At 26.9% G+C, this 24,484-nt stretch carries 13 protein-coding genes; all 13 read left to right on the top strand.

What is annotated here, in order from left to right; translation table 11 throughout:
• Window positions 1–1,807: tetratricopeptide repeat-containing diguanylate cyclase (locus tag VN21_RS17990; RefSeq protein ID WP_052952106.1), on the top strand; the 1,807-nt coding region annotated here is incomplete at its 5' end.
• A gap of 411 nt (window positions 1,808–2,218) precedes the next feature.
• Window positions 2,219–3,604: a peptide MFS transporter gene (locus VN21_RS15345; protein WP_084822225.1), complete on the top strand. Its 1,386-nt coding sequence runs from the start codon at window positions 2,219–2,221 to the stop codon at window positions 3,602–3,604.
• Between the two features lie 124 nt (window positions 3,605–3,728).
• Window positions 3,729–4,706 (top strand): alpha/beta hydrolase, encoded by a 978-nt coding sequence (locus VN21_RS15340; RefSeq protein WP_052952105.1) that lies wholly within the window; start codon window positions 3,729–3,731, stop codon window positions 4,704–4,706.
• A 153-nt stretch (window positions 4,707–4,859) separates the two neighbouring features.
• Entirely contained in the window at window positions 4,860–5,123 is a 264-nt protein-coding gene (locus tag VN21_RS15335) for a nucleotidyltransferase domain-containing protein (RefSeq protein ID WP_264303204.1), read from the top strand.
• A gap of 291 nt (window positions 5,124–5,414) precedes the next feature.
• Window positions 5,415–7,352 carry a sigma-54-dependent Fis family transcriptional regulator gene (locus tag VN21_RS15330; protein WP_046824017.1) on the top strand — a complete coding sequence of 646 codons (1,938 nt, stop codon included), beginning with the start codon at window positions 5,415–5,417 and terminating at the stop codon, window positions 7,350–7,352.
• Between the two features lie 238 nt (window positions 7,353–7,590).
• Window positions 7,591–8,655 carry a 2,3-butanediol dehydrogenase gene (locus VN21_RS15325; RefSeq protein ID WP_046824016.1) on the top strand — a complete coding sequence of 355 codons (1,065 nt, stop codon included), beginning with the start codon at window positions 7,591–7,593 and terminating at the stop codon, window positions 8,653–8,655.
• Window positions 8,656–8,879: 224 nt separating this feature from the next.
• Window positions 8,880–10,007 (top strand): ABC transporter ATP-binding protein, encoded by a 1,128-nt coding sequence (locus VN21_RS15320; RefSeq protein ID WP_046824015.1) that lies wholly within the window; start codon window positions 8,880–8,882, stop codon window positions 10,005–10,007.
• Between the two features lies 1 nt (window position 10,008).
• Window positions 10,009–11,568 carry an ABC transporter permease/substrate-binding protein gene (locus VN21_RS15315; protein WP_046824014.1) on the top strand — a complete coding sequence of 520 codons (1,560 nt, stop codon included), beginning with the start codon at window positions 10,009–10,011 and terminating at the stop codon, window positions 11,566–11,568.
• A gap of 191 nt (window positions 11,569–11,759) precedes the next feature.
• Window positions 11,760–13,208, top strand: coding sequence for a YjiH family protein (locus VN21_RS15310; RefSeq protein WP_046824013.1), 1,449 nt, complete (start codon window positions 11,760–11,762; stop codon window positions 13,206–13,208).
• Window positions 13,209–13,579: 371 nt separating this feature from the next.
• Window positions 13,580–16,012, top strand: a complete 2,433-nt coding sequence (gene dptF / locus VN21_RS15305) for a DNA phosphorothioation-dependent restriction protein DptF (RefSeq protein ID WP_052952104.1) — start codon at window positions 13,580–13,582, stop codon at window positions 16,010–16,012.
• 22 nt (window positions 16,013–16,034) lie between these two features.
• Window positions 16,035–17,444, top strand: coding sequence for a DNA phosphorothioation-dependent restriction protein DptG (gene dptG, locus VN21_RS15300; RefSeq protein ID WP_052952103.1), 1,410 nt, complete (start codon window positions 16,035–16,037; stop codon window positions 17,442–17,444).
• Window positions 17,425–22,599, top strand: coding sequence for a DNA phosphorothioation-dependent restriction protein DptH (gene dptH / locus VN21_RS15295; RefSeq protein ID WP_046824012.1), 5,175 nt, complete (start codon window positions 17,425–17,427; stop codon window positions 22,597–22,599). The genes dptG and dptH overlap by 20 nt, the downstream gene beginning before the upstream one ends.
• A 30-nt stretch (window positions 22,600–22,629) precedes the next feature.
• Complete coding sequence (locus VN21_RS15290; protein WP_046824011.1) at window positions 22,630–24,447, top strand: DUF262 domain-containing protein; 1,818 nt, start codon at window positions 22,630–22,632, stop codon at window positions 24,445–24,447.
• Window positions 24,448–24,484: the final 37 nt, after the last annotated feature.

Here is a 24,484-nt window from a genome sequence, read left to right as displayed (position 1 = left end):
AAAAAATGAATTAAACAATGAAATTAATCAAAAATTTTTTCAAAATAAAAAAAATATAAAAAATAGTTATTATGCTCTAGGCAAAATAGAGTCATTGAAAAAAAACTATAAGCAATCTAACCAATATTTATTAAAAGCTATGAAATACATTGAAACTAAACATAGTGAAATAGATTTTAAAATATATAGAAACTTAGCAATGAATGCTATTAACAGAAATGATGATAGTAACTTTAAAAAATACTTCGAAAAAGCTGAATCTATTGCATTAAAAGAAAATTTAAGTAATGAATTATCGAATTTTTATTTTTCGCTAGCAAAAAGAAATTTAAGATATAAAGGTAATGTGTGTAAGAGTATAGAGTTAATGGAAAAAGCCATAGATTTAGAAATAACTGATAAAACTAAGATAGAAGAATATAACTTTTTAGCTTCTTTATATAGATCTAATGGACAATTTAATGCATCACTAACTTGTGTTATGGAAAGTTGGAAAATTTCTTATCAAAATAAAGATTATAAAAATATGTATAAAGCAATTGTAAATTTGGGTGAAAACTATTATGTACAAGGAGATTATAAAAAGGCAGCATATGTATATGAATCAATTCTTAAGGATGATAAATATAAAATGAATGCTAAAAATTTATCAGTCATAGGTTACTTAATGGAGTCATATTTCAAAATAGGTGAAAATGAAAAGGCAGAAAAATTAAAAAGTAAATATGAATTAATTGCAAATAATCTAGAAGATAGTGAAAAAAATAAGGAATTAATATGGCTTTATATGATTTATTCAAATGTTAAATTAGAACAAAATAATCTAAAAACATCTAAGGAATATTTAGATAAGGCTAATAAATTGTATAATGAAAACTCTTTAAGTGCATACCCTAACTCGGATTTATATTTAAAAAAATTAGAGATAGGAAGTAATTACAAAAGTGATTCAAACGTTTCTTATTCTCAAACCTTAGAAAATTATAATGGATTATTAAATGAAATTAAAAAAAGAGGTATAAAATCAGATATATATATAACTGTATTAAAAGATATAATTAAACTTACTGAAGAAAACAATGATTATGAAAATATTATAAAGTACAATAAAACTCTAGATGAATATGAAAATAACTCAAAAAATATAGAGTCTACAGATACTATATTTTTTGAGTTGCAAGAAAAAATATATAAAGAAAGTCAAAAATCTCAGAATCTTAAACTATTGTTTTCTATAATTTTATTAGCATTGATATCTATACTTGCACTTATAGTAGCTATAAAAAATAGTAAGATAAACAAGCTAAATAAAGAGTTAGAAGAAATTTCAATAAAAGATCCTTTAACTAATGTGTATAACAAAAGACACTTTTATAATGTTTTAGAAAAGCTTTCAAAGGAGCAAAAACATATTACATTTATAATGATAGATGTAGACTATTTCAAAGCTTTTAATGATAATTATGGACACTTAAGAGGTGATGAAGTATTAATAAAGGTATCTAAAATACTTGAAAGCACATTTAATGAAGATTATGTATTTAGATATGGAGGAGAAGAGTTTGCTATTGTTTCAGAGGGTAATTTAAAGGAAAGCTTGCTATCAATAAGTATTTTAAGAGATAGATTATATAAAGAAAATATAAAACATGGATTTTCAGAAGCAAGCGACAGAGTTACTCTTAGCATTGGAATTAAATGTGGGAAAATAGCATCTAAAGAAGACGTAGAACAAATTATAATAGATGCGGATGAAAGATTGTATAAATCCAAAACAAATGGAAGAAACAGATATACTTGCTTTTAAAATATCATATTTCCGAGGAAATTTGATATTTTAAATTGTTGGAAATTGAAAAAATTAAATTTAAATTAGGCCAGGTAGTTTTGTCTACCTGGTTTCTTTATGAAAAAATTAACAATAAAATTCTAAGATATTTGAAAATTATAAACAATAAAGAAAATTTATAATTAATTTATAATTTAAGGTATTGTACAAACTTGTCGAATATGATAACATTTAGTCACAAGATAACTACGAGGGGTTTTGTAAAGGGCATTAGGTATGACATCAGACATTATAATTAATATTTAATTAAAAATGAAAACGTTAACCTTGAATGAAGGGGCCAGGAAAACAATAACATACGTAATTATCTTAAGTTATCATCAATGTATTTTGAAATTATATTATACTTAAGAAAGGACGATTGAAATTATGAGTACAACAGCAGTGAAGAAAAAAAATAAATTTCCAATGGGATTTTATATTTGTGCAACTACATTTGCATTTGAAAGAGCAGCGTACTATGCTTCAAAATACCTGATCTATATATTCTTAATTACAGCAGTAGTTAAGGGTGGTTTAGGCATAGAAAAAGGTCAAGCAGCTATGATGCAAGCAAACCTTGTAGCATTTACTTATCTTTCACCTATAATTGGTGGATATATATCTGATAGATGGATAGGTGCTAGATATACAATACCTTTAGGTATGTTTATTATGGGGGCAGGTTATTACGTAGGATCAATAGCCACATCATCATCTATGGTAGGTTTAATGGTTATTTTGGTAGCAATTGGGACAGCGTTTTTCAAAGGGAATGTTTCAGCTGTAAATGGACAATTGTTTAAGAACCAAGAAGAGTTAGATTCAGCTTTCTCTGTTCAATATTCATTTGTTAATATAGGTTCTTTCGTAGGAACTACAGCAGTTGGAGTTTTATATGCTCAAACATTTGTTAAAAATGGAGTTTTAGGATTCTCTCAATGTTTCTTCCTTGCAGCAATTTTATGTGTTGTAGGTGGATTATGGTTTATATTTGGATGGAGATTCTTAGGAGATGCAGGAAAGAGACCTTTCAAAGAAGGTGTTGTTGCTGAGAAAACTGAGGCTAAGGATAATACACCTTTAACTCGTACAGACAAAAAGAGAATATGGGCTATAGTTTTAGTTTCTGCTTTCTCTGTATTATTCTGGTTATTCTGGTATTTAACTTACCTTGCAGTTTATGATTATGGTGCAGCATTTGTTGATATGAATGTTGGAGGATTTGAAGTACCTTTAGCTTGGTTTGACTCATTAAATGCATTAACTTGTATAGTATTAGGTCCAATATTTGCAGCTTTATGGTTAAAGCTTTCAAAGAGACCTCAAGGGGATATAAGTTTATTTAAGAAAACTGGATTAGGATTTATATTCTTAGGATTATCATTCTTTATGCTAGTTGGAGCAGAGTTTGCAAGAGGAATAGGTGCTCCTGAGACAGCTAAGGCTAGTATACTTTGGATAGTTGCATTTGGTGTTTTATTAAGTATGGGAGAGATGTTCTTCTCACCACTTGGAAACTCATTTGTAAGTAAGTATGCTCCTAAAAGAGTGTTAGCAGTTTTAATGGGAGTTTGGACTTTCGCAACTTTCGTTGCTGGAAAGAGTTACGGATATTTATATGACTTTACTTTAAAATTCGATATGATAACTGTATATACTGTTATACCTGTTATATTATTCGTTGCAGCTGCATTACTATTTATATTTGATAAGAAGTTAAATAGTCTTGTTGAAGATGAAGAAACTAATGTAAAAGAAAAGTCTATAGCATAGATTTATAATAAAGGGCCTGGATAGTAATTGTATTATCCAGGTTTTTTATTATGTGAAAACTACATGTATTAAATATTATAAGTAAATACTATATTCATATTAAAAAATGAGGAGTGTTATAAAAATGAAATATTTTTTAGAACTATTAATATGTATTATATTAATAGTCTTTGTTATTTTTATTTTAGTATTAAATAACTCTAATATTTTGTCTAAGTTAGTTGGAAAATCATTTGAAGGTGGAATTGAAGTAGCTAGAGAAGATTATGATGAGCAAAAAGATAAGGTAAGAAAAATAAGTGATATTACATATCCAAGTAAATATGAACAAAATAAGTTAGATATTGTATATCCAAAACAAAACCCTAATGGAAAAACTATATTTTGGACTCATGGAGGAGCTTTTGTTGGAGGAGATAAAAGTGACGTAGATAAATACACAACGATGTTAGCTAGTTATGGTTATACAGTGGTTAATCTTAACTATGAATTAGCGCCATCAGCTAAGTATCCAGCTCCAGTTATACAAATATCTGATGCTTATAGTTTTATAAAAGAGAACTATAAAAAATACAAAATTCCGTTAGATAGGGTTTTTTTCGCAGGAGATTCAGCAGGAGCTCAAGCAAGTGCTCAATTTATAAATATACAATTTAATGAAAAATACTCAAAGCAAGTAAATATTAAACCTGTTTTAAACAAACATACTATAAGAGGGCTTTTACTTTACTGTGGGCCATACGAGTTTAAAGCATTTCTAGAAAGTAAAAAGTTTTTAACTAGATTTATATTTGGTAATATTGGAGAAGCTTATTTTGGGGTAAAAGACTGGGGAGATTCTAAAGAAGTAAATGATGCTTCTTTAAGTAACCATATTACATCTGAATATCCACCTGTTTTTATTACTGATGGAAATGAGAATTCCTTTGAAGAACAAGGAAGAAAATTTGCAAATAGTTTAAAAAATAATGGAGTTGAAGTTATAGAATTATTTTATAGCAAGAATGAGGCCATTCTTAAGCATGAATATCAGTTTATCTTAAACACCAAACAAGGTAAGAATACATTTGATAAAACCTTAGAGTTTTTAGAAGAACATTAATATAAAATATTATAAAGAACAATAGTGTATATTGGCCTTCTTTTGTATATACATTTAGTTGTATATAGACACTTTGTAGTTGAAGAATTATAATAAAGTTATATTAATAGATGGTATGGTGATAAAATGATAAGTGAAAAATTAAAACTTGAGTTGAAAAATATATTTTATAAGTATCCAGAAATAGAAAAGGTATTATTATTTGGATCAAGAGCAAGGAATGATCATAGAGTTAATTCAGATGTAGATATATGTTTATTTGGTAAAAATATAAATCATTTGATATTAGCAAAAGTAAGTATGGATATAGATGAATTAAACACACCTTTAAGTTTTGATATACTTAATTTTAATGAATTAAATAGAGTGGAACTTATAGATAATATATTAAATGAAGGAATTGAAATATATAGCTGAATTTAACAAGTTAAAAGAGTTTTTAATTTAATTAGAGGAGAAGGAGCCTTATATGTTTTGGCACACAAGCTGGAAAGAAGCTTGAAATGTGCCTTCAACATATAAGGCTCCTTCTATATGTAAGGGCGAGGAATGTATATTATATTTTGCTACACAAGCTGAAAAGATGCTTGAAATGTGGCTAAAATATAATATACCTCTATCTTAAATTGAGAAGGTGATTGTATAAGGTTGGTATTTGAAATAAAATAGATATAGATTAGTAAATATACAGGTATTGGAGTTATGCATATGGGAGATTATATAAACTTTATTGAAAATGCGTGGAAGAGATTTATTAATACAGGGGAAGTTGATTTAAGTGTTAGAAAAGATATAAGAAATTCTTGGATAAGATGTAAGTCTTATGGAGTTGATTACAATAGTGGTTGTGGAAGTGTAAAACATGATAATATTAAATATTTAATAGAAAAAAATAGTGAGCTTATTTCTGTATCTAAGCCTATTATGGAAGGTATATATAGTACGGTTTCAGGCTCAGGGTTTGCAATTATGTTAGCTGATAAAGATGGATATATTATAGAAGTTATTGGTGATAAGGATATAATGGATAGGGCCAATGAGCTAAACTTTTTAAAAGGAGAGCTATGGACTGAGAATATAGTTGGGACAAATGCAATAGGAACAGCTATATATCTTAATAAGCCTATACAAACGATAGGAGCAGAGCATTATGGTAAAAATCAACACTCGTGGACTTGTTCTGCATCTCCAATTTATGATGAGGATAACAACTTAATAGGGTGTATAAATATGTCTGGAAATTATTATGATGCACATTCGCATACTTTAGGAATTGTAACAGCTGCATCTAAGTCAATTCAAAACCAACTAGCTTTAACTCTTTCATATAAATTATTAAATATTACTTTTGACTCTATATCAGAGGGTATGATTGTGCTTAATCAAGATTTAAGTATAAAAAAAGTAAATGGAAGAGCTTTAAAAATATTAAATACATCATTAGATAATTTAATAAAGGTAAATATTGAAAACATACTAAAAGATATAGATTTTTATGAGATTTTAAATGAATATAAAAAGGTAACTAATATAGAATGTGATTTTTATATTAATTCTAATAGAATAAAGTGTGTAGTAAATATAACTACATTAAATACACATGGAAACAATACTGGTTTTGTAATAACTTTCAATGAAGTAAAAAAAGTTCATAAATTAGTAAACAAAGTAGTGGGATACAAAGCTCAATACAAGTTTGAGGATATAATAACTGCAAATGAAAAAATGAAATCTATGATTTCTTTTGCAAAGAAGATATCAAAAACAGATTGTAACATATTGATAGAAGGGGAAAGTGGAACAGGAAAAGAATTAGTTGCCCAATCAATACATAATTTTAGTGAAAGAAAAAATGGACCTTTTGTTGCTATAAACTGTGCATCTATACCTAGAGAGTTAGTTGAAAGTGAACTATTTGGATATGAAAAAGGAGCATTTACTGGAGCATCAAAGGAAGGTCATCCTGGAAAGTTTGAATTAGCTGATGGAGGAACAATATTTTTAGATGAAATAGGGGAGTTACCACTAGACACACAAAGTAAACTACTTAGGGTTTTAGATAATGGAAAAGTGATTAGAGTTGGAGGTACATATGAAAAACAACTTGATGTAAGAATTATTGGCGCAACAAATAGGATACTAAAAAATGAAGTAGCTATAAAGAACTTTAGAGAAGATCTATATTATAGATTAAGTGTAATGAACATAAATACTATTCCTTTAAGAGAAAGAATAGAGGATATAGATGTGCTAGTTAACCACTTTTTAGAAAAATTAAATTATAAGAACAAAAGTAATAATGTAGAGGTTAGTTCTTTATATATAAAAGAACTAAAAAAATATAATTGGCCAGGAAATATAAGAGAGCTTAGAAATATAATAGAAAGAGATTATTATTTAAGTGAAAATAACTTAATAAGTATAAGTAGATTAGATAATATAAACATGTTTAAAGATGAAGAAAACGAAGAAAAAGAAATAGTACCTTTAGAATGTTTGGAGAAAAAAGCTATAAAAGAAGCTATGAAAAAGTGTAACGGAAACATGGTTATGGTATCTAAGTTATTAAATATAGGAAGATCTACATTATATAGAAAAATTAACAAATATAATATAATGTATCAAAATGAAACAGAAAATATATAATGTATCAAAATGGGATAGCAAATGTATTGAAATGATACACTTGCTATTTTTATTTTACATAAACTTATAAATTAGGAATTTATACAAATATAAAAAACAACATAATTCCTTGAAAATACTAGGTTTCAGCAGGATTATAATAAATAAAATATATAACTTATATTTTGGCATAGGTGTTGCTATATAAAGTGTGAATAAATTAACACTTTATATAATGAAACTTAGGGAGGATTTGGGAATGAAAGCAGCACTATGGTATGGAAAAAGAGATGTTAGGGTAGAAGATATTGAAGAACCAAAAGCTACAAAAAATAATATAAAAATTAAAGTTAAATGGTGTGGAATATGTGGATCAGACTTACATGAATACTTAGGAGGACCTATATTTATTCCAGTAGGACAACCTCACCCTGTAAGTAAAGGAGTTGCACCTGTAGTTTTAGGTCATGAGTTTTCAGGGGAAGTTGTAGAAATAGGAGAAGATGTAACTAAATTTAAAGTTGGAGATAGAGTTATAGTTGAGCCTATTGTAGCATGTGGTAAATGTGAAGCTTGTTTAGAAGGTAAGTATAATTTATGTTCATCGTTAGGTTTCCATGGACTTTGTGGAAGTGGAGGGGGACTTGCCGAGTATACAGTTTTTCCAGAAGAATTCATTCATAAAATACCAGATGGAATGGATTATGAACAAGCAGCATTGGTTGAACCTATGGCTGTTGCACTACATTCAATTAGAATATCTAATTTCAAAATAGGAGATAGTGCATTAGTATTAGGATCAGGGCCAATAGGGTTAGCAACAATAGAATGTTTAAAAGCAGCAGGAGCTAAGTTAGTAGTTGTTCTTCAAAGAAAATCTATTAGACAAGAGTATGCTAAAAGAGCTGGAGCAGATTTTGTTTTAGATCCTAATGAAGTTGATATAGCAGAAGAAGTCAAAAAGCTTACTGATGGATTGGGTGTAGATACGGTATTTGAAACTACTGGAGCACAAATAGGGTTTGATATAGGAATTAAAAGTTTGAAGTTTGAAGGAACTATGGTTATAACTAGTATTTGGGAAAATCCTATAAACTTTAATCCTAATGATTTGGTGTTTACTGAAAAGAAAATTGTAGGAACTCTAGCTTATAGACATGAGTTTCCAGCAACTATGGCCCAAATGAATGATGGAAGAATTAAAGCTGAAGGTTATATAACTAAGAAGATTCATTTAGATGATATTGTTGAAGAAGGGTTTGGTACGTTAACTGGGCCTGAAAAGAAAAAACATGTTAAAATTTTAGTTACTCCGGAAAGATAATAAGGGTAAGAGGGAGTACTATTGTATTTTGCTACACAAGCTAGAAAGAAGCTTGAAATGTAGCTAAAACACAATAGTACTCCCTCTTTATTTATGGAAAGGGAAAGGAAGTTTTGCATAGTAAAATTTGACAAGAAGGTAATTTAAGTGTTATTATTAACTTATGCAAAGAAACAACTTTATATTAAATATAAGTTGTATGTAGACAAGATGGGAGGTATAGTATGCTCAAATTTGAGAATATAGTAAAAAAGTTTAATGGTAATTATGTTTTATCGGATGTTTCATTCGAAATAGAAAAAGGGAACCTTGTAGCTATCATTGGGGAGAGTGGATGTGGAAAAACAACATTACTAAAAATGATTAATAGATTGATAAAACCAAGCTATGGGAAAATTTATATAGATGATAAAGATATTTCAAAGATAGACCCTATTAAACTAAGAAGAAATATAGGATATGTAATTCAGCAAACTGGATTATTTCCTCATATGACTGTAAGAGAAAATATTGAAATTATATCTAGGATTGAAAAAGTAGATAATTTAAAGATTGAAGAGAGTACTTATAGGTTAATGAATATGGTAGGACTTGATCCTGAAAAATATCTAGATAGATACCCTGCTGAGCTAAGTGGAGGACAGCAACAGAGGATAGGTGTAGCAAGAGCTTTTGCAACAGATCCAGAAATAATATTAATGGATGAGCCTTTTTCAGCTCTAGATCCAATTACAAGGGTAGACTTGCAAGATGAGCTTGCTGAACTGCAATCAAAATTTAAAAAAACTATTATATTTGTAACTCATGATATGGATGAGGCAATAAGAATTGCAGATATGATATGTATAATGAAAGATGGAAAAGTAATGCAGTATGATACGCCTGAAAATATTTTAAAAAATCCAATAAATAACTTTGTATCAGACTTCATAGGTAAAAATCGTATATGGTCATCTCCTGAATTTATAAAAATTTCAGATATCATGATTGAAAATCCAATCGTGTGTGGTTCAGAACTACCAATTTTAAAATGTATTGAGAAAATGAGAAGAAATAAAGTTGATAGTCTTATAGTTACTGACTCTACAACAAAAGAGTTTATAGGAGTTGTAAAAGCTAAATTTATAAGAAATATTGAAAATAAATCTCAGAGAATTGGAGATATTGTCAAGAATGAAACTCCAACACTTATGCCAAATGACACTATTTTAGATGCATTAAATATTACAAATAAATATAAAATTTCAGCTATCCCGGTTATCAATAAAAACAAACTTGTTCAGGGATTAGTTACAAAAAGTAGTTTAGTTACTACATTAAGTCAGCAATATTTAGAAGTAGAGGAGGAATAGCATGAATTTAATAAACTACTTTATTCAAAACAAAGAACAGATAATAACACTATTAATTGAACATATAAACTTAACTATAATATCTGTATGTATTGCTATTTTAATTGCGATACCATTAGGGATTTTAATAAGTTATAAAAAGAAGTTGAGTAAGCCAATTTTAAGTGTAGCGAATATCGTTCAAGCTATTCCTAGTATGGCCTTACTTGGATTTTTAATTCCTTTTTTAGGAATAGGAAAATTACCGGCAATAGTAACGGTTATAATGTATTCTTTATTGCCTATAATTAAAAATACTTATACAGGTTTAGAAAGTATAAATCCAAATACTTTAGAAGCAGCTAAAGGAATTGGATTAACAAAATTTCAAATTTTAGTAAAAGTTCAAATTCCATTAGCGTTACCTGTTATTATGGCAGGGGTTAGGATATCAGCTGTAACGGCAGTTGGACTTATGACTATGGCTGCATTTATTGGAGCTGGAGGGTTAGGATACCTTGTATTTTCAGGAATAAGAACTGTTAATAATAGTCAAATATTAGCAGGTGCAATTCCAGCATGTTTACTTGCTTTGGTTGTGGATTTTATTGTTGCATCTATAGAAAAATTAGTTACACCTAAGAATATGCAAAAAAATACAAATACTAAAAGTAAAAAACATACAAAAACTATTATAGGAATAAGTGCTGCTGTTGTGATAATAGCTTTAATTGCATCATCAATAACAGGTGGTGTAAAAAAAGATAAGTCTATAACAATTGGTGGAAAAGATTTTACAGAACAATCAATTTTAACAAATTTAGCAGCATATATGATAGAAGAAAATACAGACATATCAGTTAAAAAGAAAACTGATCTTGGAGGTACACAAGTTATTTTTTCAGCTTTAAACACAGGTGAGGTTGATATGTATCTAGAGTATATGGGGACTGCATATTCAGATATACTTAAAAACCCTCCTATAAACAATATGGATAAAGTTTATAATACTGTTAAAAGTGACTTGAAAGAAAAACATGATTTACAAGTATTAAGTCCAATGAAATTTAACAATACTTATGCATTAGCTGTGACTAAAGAAACGGCTAATAAATATAATTTAGAAACAATAAGTGATTTTGCTAAGGTTTCGAAGGATTTTAAGTCAGGAACTACATTTGAATTTTTAAATAGAGATGATGGACTTTTAGGGTTAAAAAAAGAGTACAACTTTGATTTAAAAGATGAAGTTGCATTAGATAGTTCACCTAGATATGTTGCTTTAAAAAATGGAGATGTAGATGTAATAGATGCATTTACTACAGATGGGTTAATTAAAAAGTTTGATTTAAAAATACTTAAAGATGATAAACAATTTTTCCCACCATATTATGTAACTCCTGTAGTTAAGAGTGATGTATTAGATAAGTATCCTGAAATTGAGCCTGTTTTAAAAGATTTAGGAGAGGTTTTAACTGATGAAATTATGATGGAGCTTAATTATAAGGTAGATGAGCTACATATGGATCCAAATACTGTAGCAAAAGATTTTTTAGTAGAACAAAAGTTAATTAAAGAGTAGGGTAAAGTTAATATGGAGGAATAGTATGCTTTGCTACACAAGCTAAAAAGATGCTTGAAATGTAGCGAAAACATATTATTCCTCCATATTTGTTTAGTTGAAGAGGAGCAAGAAGAATAATTATAATAATATTCACGAGGACGAGATATATTCCATATACATAGTAGCAATAAGATTAAGGGAGGTTAGTTATGAGTAAAGATTTACACAATGCAAGTATTACTCCTGATAATTTAAATGATTCGGGTTTTATAGATTCGATAAAGCTTACTAAAGATGAAAGAAAAATCGGAATCATTAAGTTTCTTATATTTTCAGCTATTGCTATAATGATATTTTTTATACCTATAGAACAAAATGGAAAACATAATATATTATTTGGAATTATTTATAATGCTATAGTTAATTTTTTAGGAGTACCAGGATTTTGGTATGTAGCAATTTTAATTACAGGAAATGCGATCTGTAGTTTATATGGAAAGTATATAGCTAGGCCTGGGAATAAATTATATGAATATTATAAAAGTGATTCAAAAATACATCCTATTTTATATTTAATGGCAGCTATATTTATGGTTATGTACTGTTTGCAAATTACAATACCTAATATGAATTTACCACAAATAATAGTGGGAAATGATATAGGTGGAGTTGTTATTCCAGACATTGTAATAGGAGTTGCTTGGATTATACCTGTCGGAGCTTTCTTTGTTCCATTTTTACTTAACTATGGAAGTATAGATTTCTTTGGAGTATTGCTAGAGCCTTTAATGAGACCTTTATTTAAAGTTCCTGGAAAGAGTGCGGTTGATGCAACAGCTTCATTTGTAGGGTCAACATCCATGTCTATAATAATAACTAGTAGGTTATTTAAAAATACAACTTATACAAAAAAAGAATCAACTATAATAGCTACATCTTTTAGTGCTGTTAGTGTGGGATATGCTTTTGTTGTAATGAAAACAGCATCTATTGAACAATATTTTTTACCTGTGTATTTCACTTCATTTTTATTAGCTTTTATAGTAGCGTTTTTCGTTGTTAGGATACCTCCTATTAATAAAATGGAAAGTGTTTATATAAATGGAAGAGAACAAAGTCTTGAAGATATAAAAAATGAACCTAAGTATGGCAAAGGTATGATTAAAAAAGGTATCGATAGAGCTACTAAAAGAGCTTATTATTCGGAGAGTTTGTTTAAGAGCATTAAGGATAGCATGGTAGATGGATTTAAGGTTTTACCTAAGGTTATTTCGTTACTTTGTGCTATAGGAATTTTAAGTATGATTATAGCTAAACATACACCTGTTTTTGAATGGCTTGGATATTTATTTTTACCTATTTTGAAAATTTGTCAAGTTCCTGATGCTAATGCTATTGCAGCTTGTATGCCTGTAGGTATAACCGAGATGTTTATTCCTACGTTAATAATTGCAGATCAAGCTAATGTTATAAGTGAAGCAGCTAGAGCTTTTGTTGTTATGGTTTCTACTGTTCAGGTTATATTTTTTGCTGAGTCTATTGTTGTTATTAAGTCTACTGGAATACCAGTTAGCTTAAAGCAGTTGATTATATTGTTTATAGAAAGAACTATTATTGCTATACCGTTTGCTGCGGTTTTTGTTAAGATACTTTTCTGATTAGTTTTTTGTTTTGTATAGTATGGGAAGAGGGATGGATAGTATATTTTCCACACAAGCTATGAAGAAGCTTGAAATGTGGCTAAAATATACTATCCATCCCTCTTTTAAAATATATACCTAATTCACAAAAAATAATACAAAAATAAAGTATACAAAAAAGTCCTAATACTATATGCAATATAAAAATATAACTAAAGGCATATGGTAGATTAAAGGTAATAAATAACTTCAAATAAATTCCAAGAAAATACATAATTCGACAAAAAAATGATGTATAATATCTTAGATCTATGTAAATTTTGAAAATGATATAACATTAATAATAGATAAAAAATCATCAATAAAACTTGAAATAAGGAAGTGAAAAAGTGGTTAATGATATATTAGAATACTTTAATACTGATAGAGAGTATTTAAAAAAACTAGCATATGAGATTAAGGAAGCTTTATACTCATATCCTCATAGTGCAGTAGTAAAGGGAAGGCTATTAGCAGAATACATATCTAAAGAAATAGCTACTTTAGAAGGAGAAGATTATTTAAACTCGCTAACTCAAGTAGATAGAATAAAAAAGTTAAATGAAGAAGGATTAATAGATTTTGAAATATACAAAGCTTTTAATAGTATAAGGAAACTTGGAAATATTGCAGCACACGATGAAATAGAAGGGGAATTAGAAGCCGCACTTTCAATACATAGAAATCTTCATAAAATAATATGTTGGTTTATAGAAGTATACGTAGACCCTAGTTTTGAGTCTATAGTATATAAAACTCCTAATCCTATGGTAAATGATAATAGCAATGAAAAAATAGAACAAATGTTAGGACAATTGACGCAATTTATGAACTCAAGTATAACTCAAAGTTTAAATACAGTAGACGTTGAAACTAATAAAAATCATGTTATAGAAGATTTACATAGTATTAAAGAAAAAGAAAATGATGAGAGTAGTGAAACAGATAATTATTTAACACAAGAAATAGAAGGTCTTGAAGAAGAGTGTATAAATATAGAAACTAGTAAAAAGTGTTTAATAAATGATTTAAAACGATTAAAAGAATCATCAAAAGAAGCTGTAGAAAACCTTTCTAGTTTTAGTGATTTTAAAAGTTATATGCATGTAAAAAGAGATGTAGAAAGCGAATTATATTCTATAATAGAAAAATCCAGCCAATCAAATCGAGGTGAACTTATTTTAGTGTGCGGAGGGGTTGGAGATGGAAAGTCTCATTTAATATCATACTTTAGAAATAAATATCCTGATATGATGAATAAATTTAATATGCATAATGATGCTACAGAAAGTTTCGAACCAGGAAAAACATCAATAGATACATTGAATGATGTTTTAGATGGTTTTTCAGATGAGAATATAGATACAACAAGTGAAAAGTTTATACTGGCTATAAACTTAGGAGCATTAAGTAATTTTATAGACTCTAGATATGGAGAGCGATTTAAAAAGTTAAAAAGCTACGTAGAGGAGAAAGGTATATTAGATGTATCAATTTCTGATAGTTCTTATAATGAACAATCTAGTATTCAATTTATAAACTTTAGTGATTATCATATATATTCACTAAATGATGGAGTAGCAAGGTCTAAATATTTAGACGATATAATAAAAAATATAACTCAAGAACATAAACATAATGTATTTAAAAACAGTTACAAAAACAACTGTATTAGTTGTAGCGTAAATTATAAGTGTCCGATAAAAGCAAACTATGAAATGCTAATGAAAGAATCGGTAAGAGAATCATTAATAAGTATAGTAATAGAATCAGTGGTAAAAGACAAGCTTATTGTATCAACTAGATCATTATTAAATTTTATATATGATTTTTTAGTAAATACAATTCTTGATAATAAAAATGATAAAGAACTTATCGAATATATTGGAAAAATAAATTGTGAAGAATTTATAGATTGTGTATTTACATCTAATTTATATGATCACAAAGAACTATCTTATATTCTAGCATCTATAAGTAAAATAGATCCTATAAATGCTAAGTCAGAAAGCTTAGATAATGTAATTATAAAACTTAATACAACAGATGATATGACAAATGTATTTAATGAATATATAGAAATAAATAATGATAGTTATCTAAGTACTATTTTAAATAAAAACGAAGAAATACAAAATGTAATGAATGGGCAAAAAAATAAATGTGATAAAGAAAAAATACAAAATAAACTTATAGATATGTTTATAAGATTAAATCTATTTATATCTAAAAAAGAGTTAGACTTAAAAGATACAATATATGTAAATTATATGAAAAATGTATATTATTTTAATAAAGGCGAAAAGAAAAATTTAAGTAGTCTTTATAAAAATGTTAAAGAGGCTAGTTATAGATGGAATGGAGATAGTGAAGATGGAACAATAAATTTATCTATAGGGAGAAATCAAATTAGATATAAAATGAGTCAAAGATTAAATATTAAACCAGATTTATCTAATCTAAAAATAAATGACAGTAATGAATTATTTAAATTTAACCCTAACTTAAATTTAATATATAAAAGTGAAGAACAAGGAAAATCATATGGTATAGATATAGATTTTAACTTATATGAATTACTTATGAGAGTTAAGAATGGATACAGACCTAATAAAAATGATAAATATAACTATATAAACTTTGTTGAATTTATAAATAAAATTCAAAAACTAGGAAATCAAAATAAAGAAATTTATATAGAAGATAGGTCAGGCTCTAAAAATTTAAAATATAAATTAGTTTATGATGAAGACTTTGAAGAGTTTAAGTTTTATATAAATTAAGTTTGCAAATGAGGTGTAAAAATTGCAGTTTATTATAGATGAACAAAAATTTGAAAAAGACTATGTAATGAAGGAGAGTATTAAGCATAGTTCTTCTAAAAACATAAAGATACTTCCTTATAGTACTAAATACGAAAGAAAACATAATGAACAAATAAGTAAATTTGAAACTTGTGTAGGTGAATTTTGTAGGAGTATTTACAATAAAAAATTAAATAGTGATGAAATAAACTTGAGTGATGTAGATATTTTTATAGAAAATGTTGAGGTATGCGCAAGTGATAAAGTAGCTTTAAAAAGCATAATAAAAGAAATGTTTTTTGATGAAAATGGGAATTTATACACATTTCATCCAAAGCTTTTAAACTATATAAATATGCCTAAAAGTGATTATAATCAAGGATTAGCTATTTTTTTATATGATATATTATTAGGCGAATCTAACAACGGAGATATAAAAAATAAAATAATAGAGTGTTTTGATTATAAGCCAGAAAATATAATGGAATTTATGATATTAAAAAGCTTACCAGAACTTAATGATAATAAAGAAGTAAATAAAAACCATAAGTGTTTAGCGTTAAATGTATCTAATTTATTTAAACAAGATTTAGACTTCATATTAAATAAACCAGCTTTATTTATAGAAGAATTTGAAAATCTATTAAAATATTATTACTTCTTTTATGTTTCTCAATTATCAATTAAATTATCAAAGTTTTTTGATGCAAACAAAGGCGTTACAGAAGAATTATATTTTAATTTAGATTGGGAAACTGTATCAAAATCTAGAACTAGTTATACTTTAGGATGGAAAATGTTAGAAAGTAATTTAAAACCATTATTTAGTCATTCAAATTTACTAGGAATGTTAAATTCTAATAATGAATCAACTATATATGATTATGTGGAAATAAGTAACATAATTAACCATATATCAGATGAAGATAGAAATGAATTATATCAAAATATAAAAATGGTAAAAAACAAATATGTATCATTAATAGATGATGTCGATTGGGATGATTTTAATCCAGTAGAAAAATATAGTGATGATTTTCTTAAGCAAGAAATATTTGATTTCTTTAAAAGAATAGATTATCAATTTATAAATTCAAATACAAGAAAAAAACCATATGATGGATACAAAAGATGGTTTGAAGAATATTGTAAAATGAATTACTTAAGAAGAAGAGGTTCTCTTGGATACACATTAAATATAACTCAAGAACAACTTTTATTTATAACAAAGTTATGTATAAAAGATAAAGATAAAATAAAGTTAAAAGATTTATTTGAAGAATACAAGGTAAGAGGTATTTATTTTGATAGAGACTCTCAAAGTAAAATAGTAGAGTTATTTGAAAAATTAAATATTATAGAAAAGAAAAGTGATAGTGGGGATGCACAATATGTTAAATCAATTTTATAGTTATTTAGCTAAAAATGTAATCGAATATTTTAAATATAGAAAAATAAAAAGCGGAGACAAGTTTAACATACAATTTGAAAAAGAAAATGAAGTTATAGAAATGTATGAAGCTTTGAAAAAAGAAAGTGAAAATAAAAAATTTATATACAACATATCAGATGGTGTTGACTATGAAACTTTTAGTATCGATATAAATGGTACAGAAGTTATAGTATCAGCAACAGATGAAAATATAACAGCTGATTTTTTAATTAGATTAAGAAATCTAGTTGGAGATGAAACTAACGAATATTTTAAAGATAAAGCAATACTTTTTATTCATAATACAACTTTAGATAGTTTAGTAAAAGGTACTGAAAGTTTTCAAAAAGAAGGTATGCCATTTCATACTAAGAACCTAGTTGAAAACATAAAGAAAAATTTAGATAAAAGTAGTTTGAAAGAAGAAGATAAATATATATTAAAGTTTACCTTAGATAAGATGGGAAGTTCGGTTTTAGAGGATAATTCATCAATATTTCAATATGCCAATATATTAAATGTATTAAATAAGGGTGTAATTTCAAAGAATGATTATAAAGAATTTGGACTATTTTATGATGAAAATTTATTAGAAGATAAAACTCCTAAGATGATAAAATCAAGATTAAATGAAAATGCATCTACATTTTCTAAAATAGATTCTATACATAAGTATGGTAATCCAGAAATAGAACTAGAGAAAGATTTTGACCCAAAGGGAGTTGAATCTTTAAAAAGAGATAGTTGGAAAGATGTATCATATAAAGATATAAAAATCTCAATAGAAAATATAAAAGGCACAAAAAAAGTAAGATTAGACAGTATAAAAGTTAGTGATAAATTAGTCTTTTGGGATAAGCCAGAAGGTGAATCAGAAGCTAGACAAAGAAAAAGAAATATAATTATTTTTAACAGAGATAAACTTAATACAGTATCTTTAGAGTTTAAATTTGATATACCTGTAAAAAGACCTGATTTTAAATTAGATAAAAAAACTCAAGAATATGTGAATATAGCTATAAGTAAAGAAAAAGTAAAAGTATCTATAGTTGTAGACGAAAGTACAAATACATTTGCAAAGATTAAGTATGATGATAAAAGAGTTAAGTTTGAGTTTAGAGTATGCGTAGTATCTTGTGAAGAAGATATACTTGAAAATATAAAAACTAATTTTGAAGTGCTTATGAAATCTAAAAAAAATATGATTGTAGCAAACACTGATGAAGAAAAAATAATACTTAATCCAAAAGGAAGCAGTGAAACACAAGAATATATAACGCAACTTGAGAACTCTGTAATATTAGATATGGATGAGAAAATGGAACTATTGTTTGATGTTAAAACAGAGGAAGAAACTGAGTTTGCAAAAGTAGATATAAAATATAATGATTCTGTTATAACAATAGCTAAAGAAGAAGAAAAAGAACGTCCAAGTATGATAAGTGGACTAAGAGTATGGAAGCAAAAAAGAGAAAAAGAAGAAAGCTTTAAGTACTTATCAAATAATAAATTAGCACAAGGTACAAGTGAATATTTTGCAAAAGAAGATTTTAAAGATAACTTAGAAATAGAAAAAAATATTATACAAGAAAATGCAATGCACTACACTTGCGTAGGAGATGTATATGAAAAAGAAGAACTATCGATAGATGAAAATATAAAGCAAGCTTATGAGAATTTAATAAATTATTATAAGGTTAATGAATTACTACCAAGTTTAGCTTATTATGATGAAGATTTATTAAATATATCTAAAGCTTACTTAAATAGTATAATTGAGACATTTAATAATATAGAAAATGATGAAGTATTATCGAAAGAACAAAGAAATCTATCTAAACTAGGAACAATACATAAATTAGATGGTGATAAAGAAATACTTTTAACTCCACTTCATCCTATAAATATAGCTTACCAAGTTATGATAAATGAAATGATAGATAAAGAAGAAGTGGAAGAAAATATATTAAAGTTATTAAGCTCAAGATATTTACTGCCTTATGTATATAAAAATAGAGATTTGCTTTACAAGGTTATCGATCAAAAACATTCACCAGAATGGACTTATTATGTTGACCATAAAATGAGTAGATACAAAGGATCTAGAGATTATGTTTCTAAGTTAACAAGAGAAAAATTAGAAGAATTTATAGAACACTTTACATATTTATTCAGGGATATAAGTAAGTCTAAAATAAGTATAAAGCTTATAAACCTAGGTGATTGTAAAGAAGTTTTATTAGGTATATTTGACTACTACACAAAGAAATTAAATAAAGGTGAAGATATAAACAATTTAATATCATTAGATGTTTATATATATGGAGAGAAAAATACAATAAATGCATTTGAAGAGGTTGCATTTTACGATTCTATAGAAGATATAAAAAATCACTTTAATATAAATCTTAAAGCGGAAAATTATTCTGAAGAAGATGTATTAAATTTATTCAGAGAGAAAGTTAAGTTTTATAAAAAAGATAAAAGCGAAACGAGTTATGAGTATTCACATTTAACATTCTATGAAATGGATCAAGATGTAAGTATAACAAGTAGTTCTATGGATGATATAAACACAGGAATAGCTCTTAATGGATTAGTATCTGGAGTTCCATCTATGTACTTAAAGGATACTTATAGAACTGGATTTGGATCAAAATTTGCTAATAAAGAAGATGATCTTATAAATATATCAATGAGGTATAACTCACTTACAAAGTGTATAGGTACAGAAGATCCATTCAATGATAGTTTGAGTGTAACAACATCGATTGGAGAAAAGAATAAGGAATTCTTAAATAAAGTTTATGATACATCTCATTGGGTGACATTTATAGATCCGAAGGTAGATTTAAACTTCTTTAAAAATGATGAGAATGCCAAAGACTTACTTATAATTCACTATAGTGATCAATACACAACATCTAGTGGGTATGATGCTATAACAGTTACAAGAAGATCTAAACAATATCAAGTTATAGTTGAAGAATTTTTACGTAGTAAAAATGTAGAACCTAAGGAAGATACAGTAGCTACGCTTATAAATTACTTTAATGCGGTAAATGGAGATTGGCTACTAAGACTTATATCTAGTAGATCTCAATTCCCTAGAGAAAAGTTAAGTATATTATCAGCTATAAAAATAGGTTTAGCGTATTTCTATCATCCAGATATAACATGGATACCTATATCTTTAGAAGAAGTACTTAGAGTATCTGGAGGAGCTGGACTTAGCCAAAAGAACGGATTATTTACTATTAAAAATCTAACAGGCAAAACAGACTCTTATTCTGATGATTTGTTATTTGTTGGTATAGAAAATAAAGAAGAAAAATTAAAAGTTCATTTCTATCCAGTTGAAGTTAAAATAGGTGAAAATAATGAAACTGTTATACAAAAAGCTATAGAACAAGCTAATAAAACTAGAAATTTAATAGAAGAACATTTAATAACTACAGAAGATGATGACAATAAGTTTGCAAAGCTTATGTATAGAAACTTTATGATGCAACTGGCTACTGTAAGTGCTGAAAAAATGAAGTTATACAATGTATGGAGTGAACAAAATTGGGATGAAGTTATAAACAGTGATATAAGAACTAAGTTATTAAATGATGATTACGAAATAAGTAGTGATTTAGATGAACTTATAGGAAGAGGATGTGTGATATCTTTCAAGAAAGATTCTTTCTTTAATAAAGATTTAGAAAAAAGAGAATGTATAAATATAATAGAGCTTTCAGAACAAGAAGGATATAACAATATAGTAAAAGATCTAGAAGATATAAAAAATAGATACATAACGGGACATAGTGATTTTGATGTAGAAAAAATGCTTATAAAAACATATGGAAATTATGAAATTGAAGTTGTTGATACTAATGTTGAATATGATGAAGCTCGTGAAATAAATAAAGATAATAATTTCCCTGATGTAGCTGCCGATAAAGAAGGATCATATGATCAATTAGTTGATAGTGATAATAATAGACCTATGGAGATTATGTTTGGAACTAGAAACGATAATGATAAATCACTTTTATGGTATCCAACAGATACGGAACAAACTCTTCATACAAATACAGGAATAATTGGGACTATGGGAACTGGTAAAACTCAGTTTACTAAATCATTGATAACTCAAATGTATAGAGAACAAAAGCATAATGTGGACTCTAAGCCAATTGGAATGCTTATATTTGACTATAAGAGTGACTATTGTAAGAAGGATGATGATTTTGTAAAAGCTACAGATGCTAATGTTTATAAACTATGTCATTTACCTTATAATCCTTTGGCTATAGTTATAACAGATGAAGATGCTAGTTTTTTACCTCTACACACAGCTAAAACTTTAACTGAAACAATATCAAAATCTTTTGGATTAGGTGTTAAACAAAAAGCTCTTTTAATGGATGTTATAATGGAAGCTTATGAGTTAAAAGGAATACTAAAGCATGATGAGGATACATGGACTAAGCCTGCGCCTACAATAAGCGATGTATGTTCAATATACTTTAATAGAGAAGATGTAAAAGAAGATAGTTTATATGCGGCACTTAGAACTTTATATGATTTTGAAATATTTGAACCAGATTCATCAAAGACTAAAAACTTATTTGAAATTATAGATGGAGTTACGGTAATAAAGTTATCTGGATATGATGAAGCTACACAAAACTTAGTAGTTGCGATAACGCTAGATATTTTCTATAATCAGATGTTTATTGAAGGGGAGAGCAAACAAGAAGGTCAATATAGACAGTTAAATAAACTAATACTTGTTGATGAAGCTGATAACTTTTTAAGTAAGAACTTTACATCTATAAAGAAAATATTAAAAGAAGGTAGAATGTTTGGAGTTGGAACTATATTATCAACTCAATTATTAAGCCATTTTGCGACTTCAGAAAATGAGTATCAAAATTATATATTAACTTGGATTATTCATAATGTATCTGATTTAAATAATAAAGATGTTAGATATATATTCAACACTCAAAGTAAAGCTGAGGAAGATAGTATATACAATAAAATAAAGAGTTTAGCTAAGCATGAAAGTTTAGTTAAGATACCTAAAGAGAATGCACCTATATACATTAGAGATAAAGCATTCTGGGAATTGAATAAATAATATATTGTTTTTTAGAGAAGGAGTATTTATATGTTAGTAGCGAGAGATTTTTTTGAAGCAAAAGAAAAAAATTTACATGATATTTTTAGTAAAAGTAATAAATTTTTTGTTCCAGATTATCAAAGAAAATATGCGTGGACAAAAAATCAACTTGATCAATTTTGGGAGGATTTTATAAAAACTCATGAGAGTTGTTATAATGAATATAATGACTTAAAACCTTCTCAGGGGCAGCAACCACATTTTTTAGGAGCTATAGTATTAACTATATTGGAAGATGATAAATATGAAATAATTGATGGGCAACAAAGATTAACTTCTACATGTATATTTATAAAGACATTGGGGGAAATAGCATATAGAATAAAAGATAGTCAAAAGATGTACAATATAATAAGATTGACAGAACCATTTATACAAAGCAATATACCAGGTATGGAATTTGAAGCTAAAATAGAATTAGATTCAACTATAAATAGATTTTTTGAAGAATATATTTTAACTTGTAAAAACAAAGAAGATAGAGATAATTACCTAAATGGAAAAAATATTAAAAAAAATTCATCACAAATGTTAATTAAAGAATGTTATGAATTTTTTTATTATAAATTACAAGAAGAGTTTCCTAAAACTATGAATGAACAAGATTTATATAAAAAGTTAAATGCATATATAATCATATTATCAAGATACTTTTTAGTACTTCAAATTGGTGTGAAAAATAAAAACACTGCATATACAATTTTTGAAACATTAAATAAAAGAGGAAAAGATTTATCAGAATCGGACATGATAAAAAATGAATTATTTAAAGTATTAAATAATGTAAATGTGAATGTAAAGTCTAAATGGGATATTATTTGTGATAATATAGATAATGAAGATTTAACAGAGTATATAAGATTTAGTTACTCATCACAAGAGGATAATGTAACACCTGCAAAATTATATGAAAAGGTAAAACTTTTAATAAACAATAGAAATGCACATAACTATTTATATAACTTAGAAGCCGAATCTAGATTATATGGATATATAATGAATATAGATACAAACTACTGGATTTCATATGCAGGAAAAGAAAAAGGACAGAATATAATAGATAATTTAAATGCATTAAAATCTATGGATATAACTAATAGTACACCTATTATATTATCATCTGCAGTTAGGTTCATAACTAATGAAAATGATGTGGATTCATTTGATAAGACATTATCATATATAGTAACATTTTGTTTTAGATACTTTACAATAGGTGGGAATACTGTTGCTAGTTTTGAAAAAGAGATAGGTGGAATGGCTAGAGCGATTAGGGATAGCAATAAAACTATAAAAAAAGGCAGTAATGAATATAGAATAGAAACACTAGATGATATAAAAAAATATATGGAACTAATGACTCCTGATATAGTCTTTAAAAAGAACTTTAAAGAATTTTCTACAAAGAGTATGCCATTAGCATTTTATATTATTTATAATTTAGAAAAGCACTTAAAATCTGGAGTTCAGCCTTTACCACATGGACCTAAGCAACATATAGAACATATTATGCCAAAAAATCCATCAAATCGAAAGAATAGATTGCATGAATGGAGTCATGTTAGAAATAAAGCAGAATATAATGAATATATACATAGATTAGGAAATTTAATGATTTTAGAGAGTGAAATTAATTCAGCTATAAAAAATAAAGATTTTATAGAAAAATTAAATAAATATCAAGATTCAAATTTATACTATCCTGATTTAATAGTTCAAAATTATTCGAAATGGGATTTTAACAGTATTGAGAATAGACAAGAATTTATGAGTAATACTGCTCTAAAAATATGGAACTATAAGTAAAAAAATAAAGTATAGATATATTCAAATATATCTATAC

Source organism: Paraclostridium benzoelyticum (assembly GCF_001006285.1).
Lineage (GTDB): Bacteria > Bacillota > Clostridia > Peptostreptococcales > Peptostreptococcaceae > Paraclostridium > Paraclostridium benzoelyticum.
Note: the sequence above shows the minus strand (reverse complement) of the source record. Positions and strands in the feature narration are given on the sequence as shown.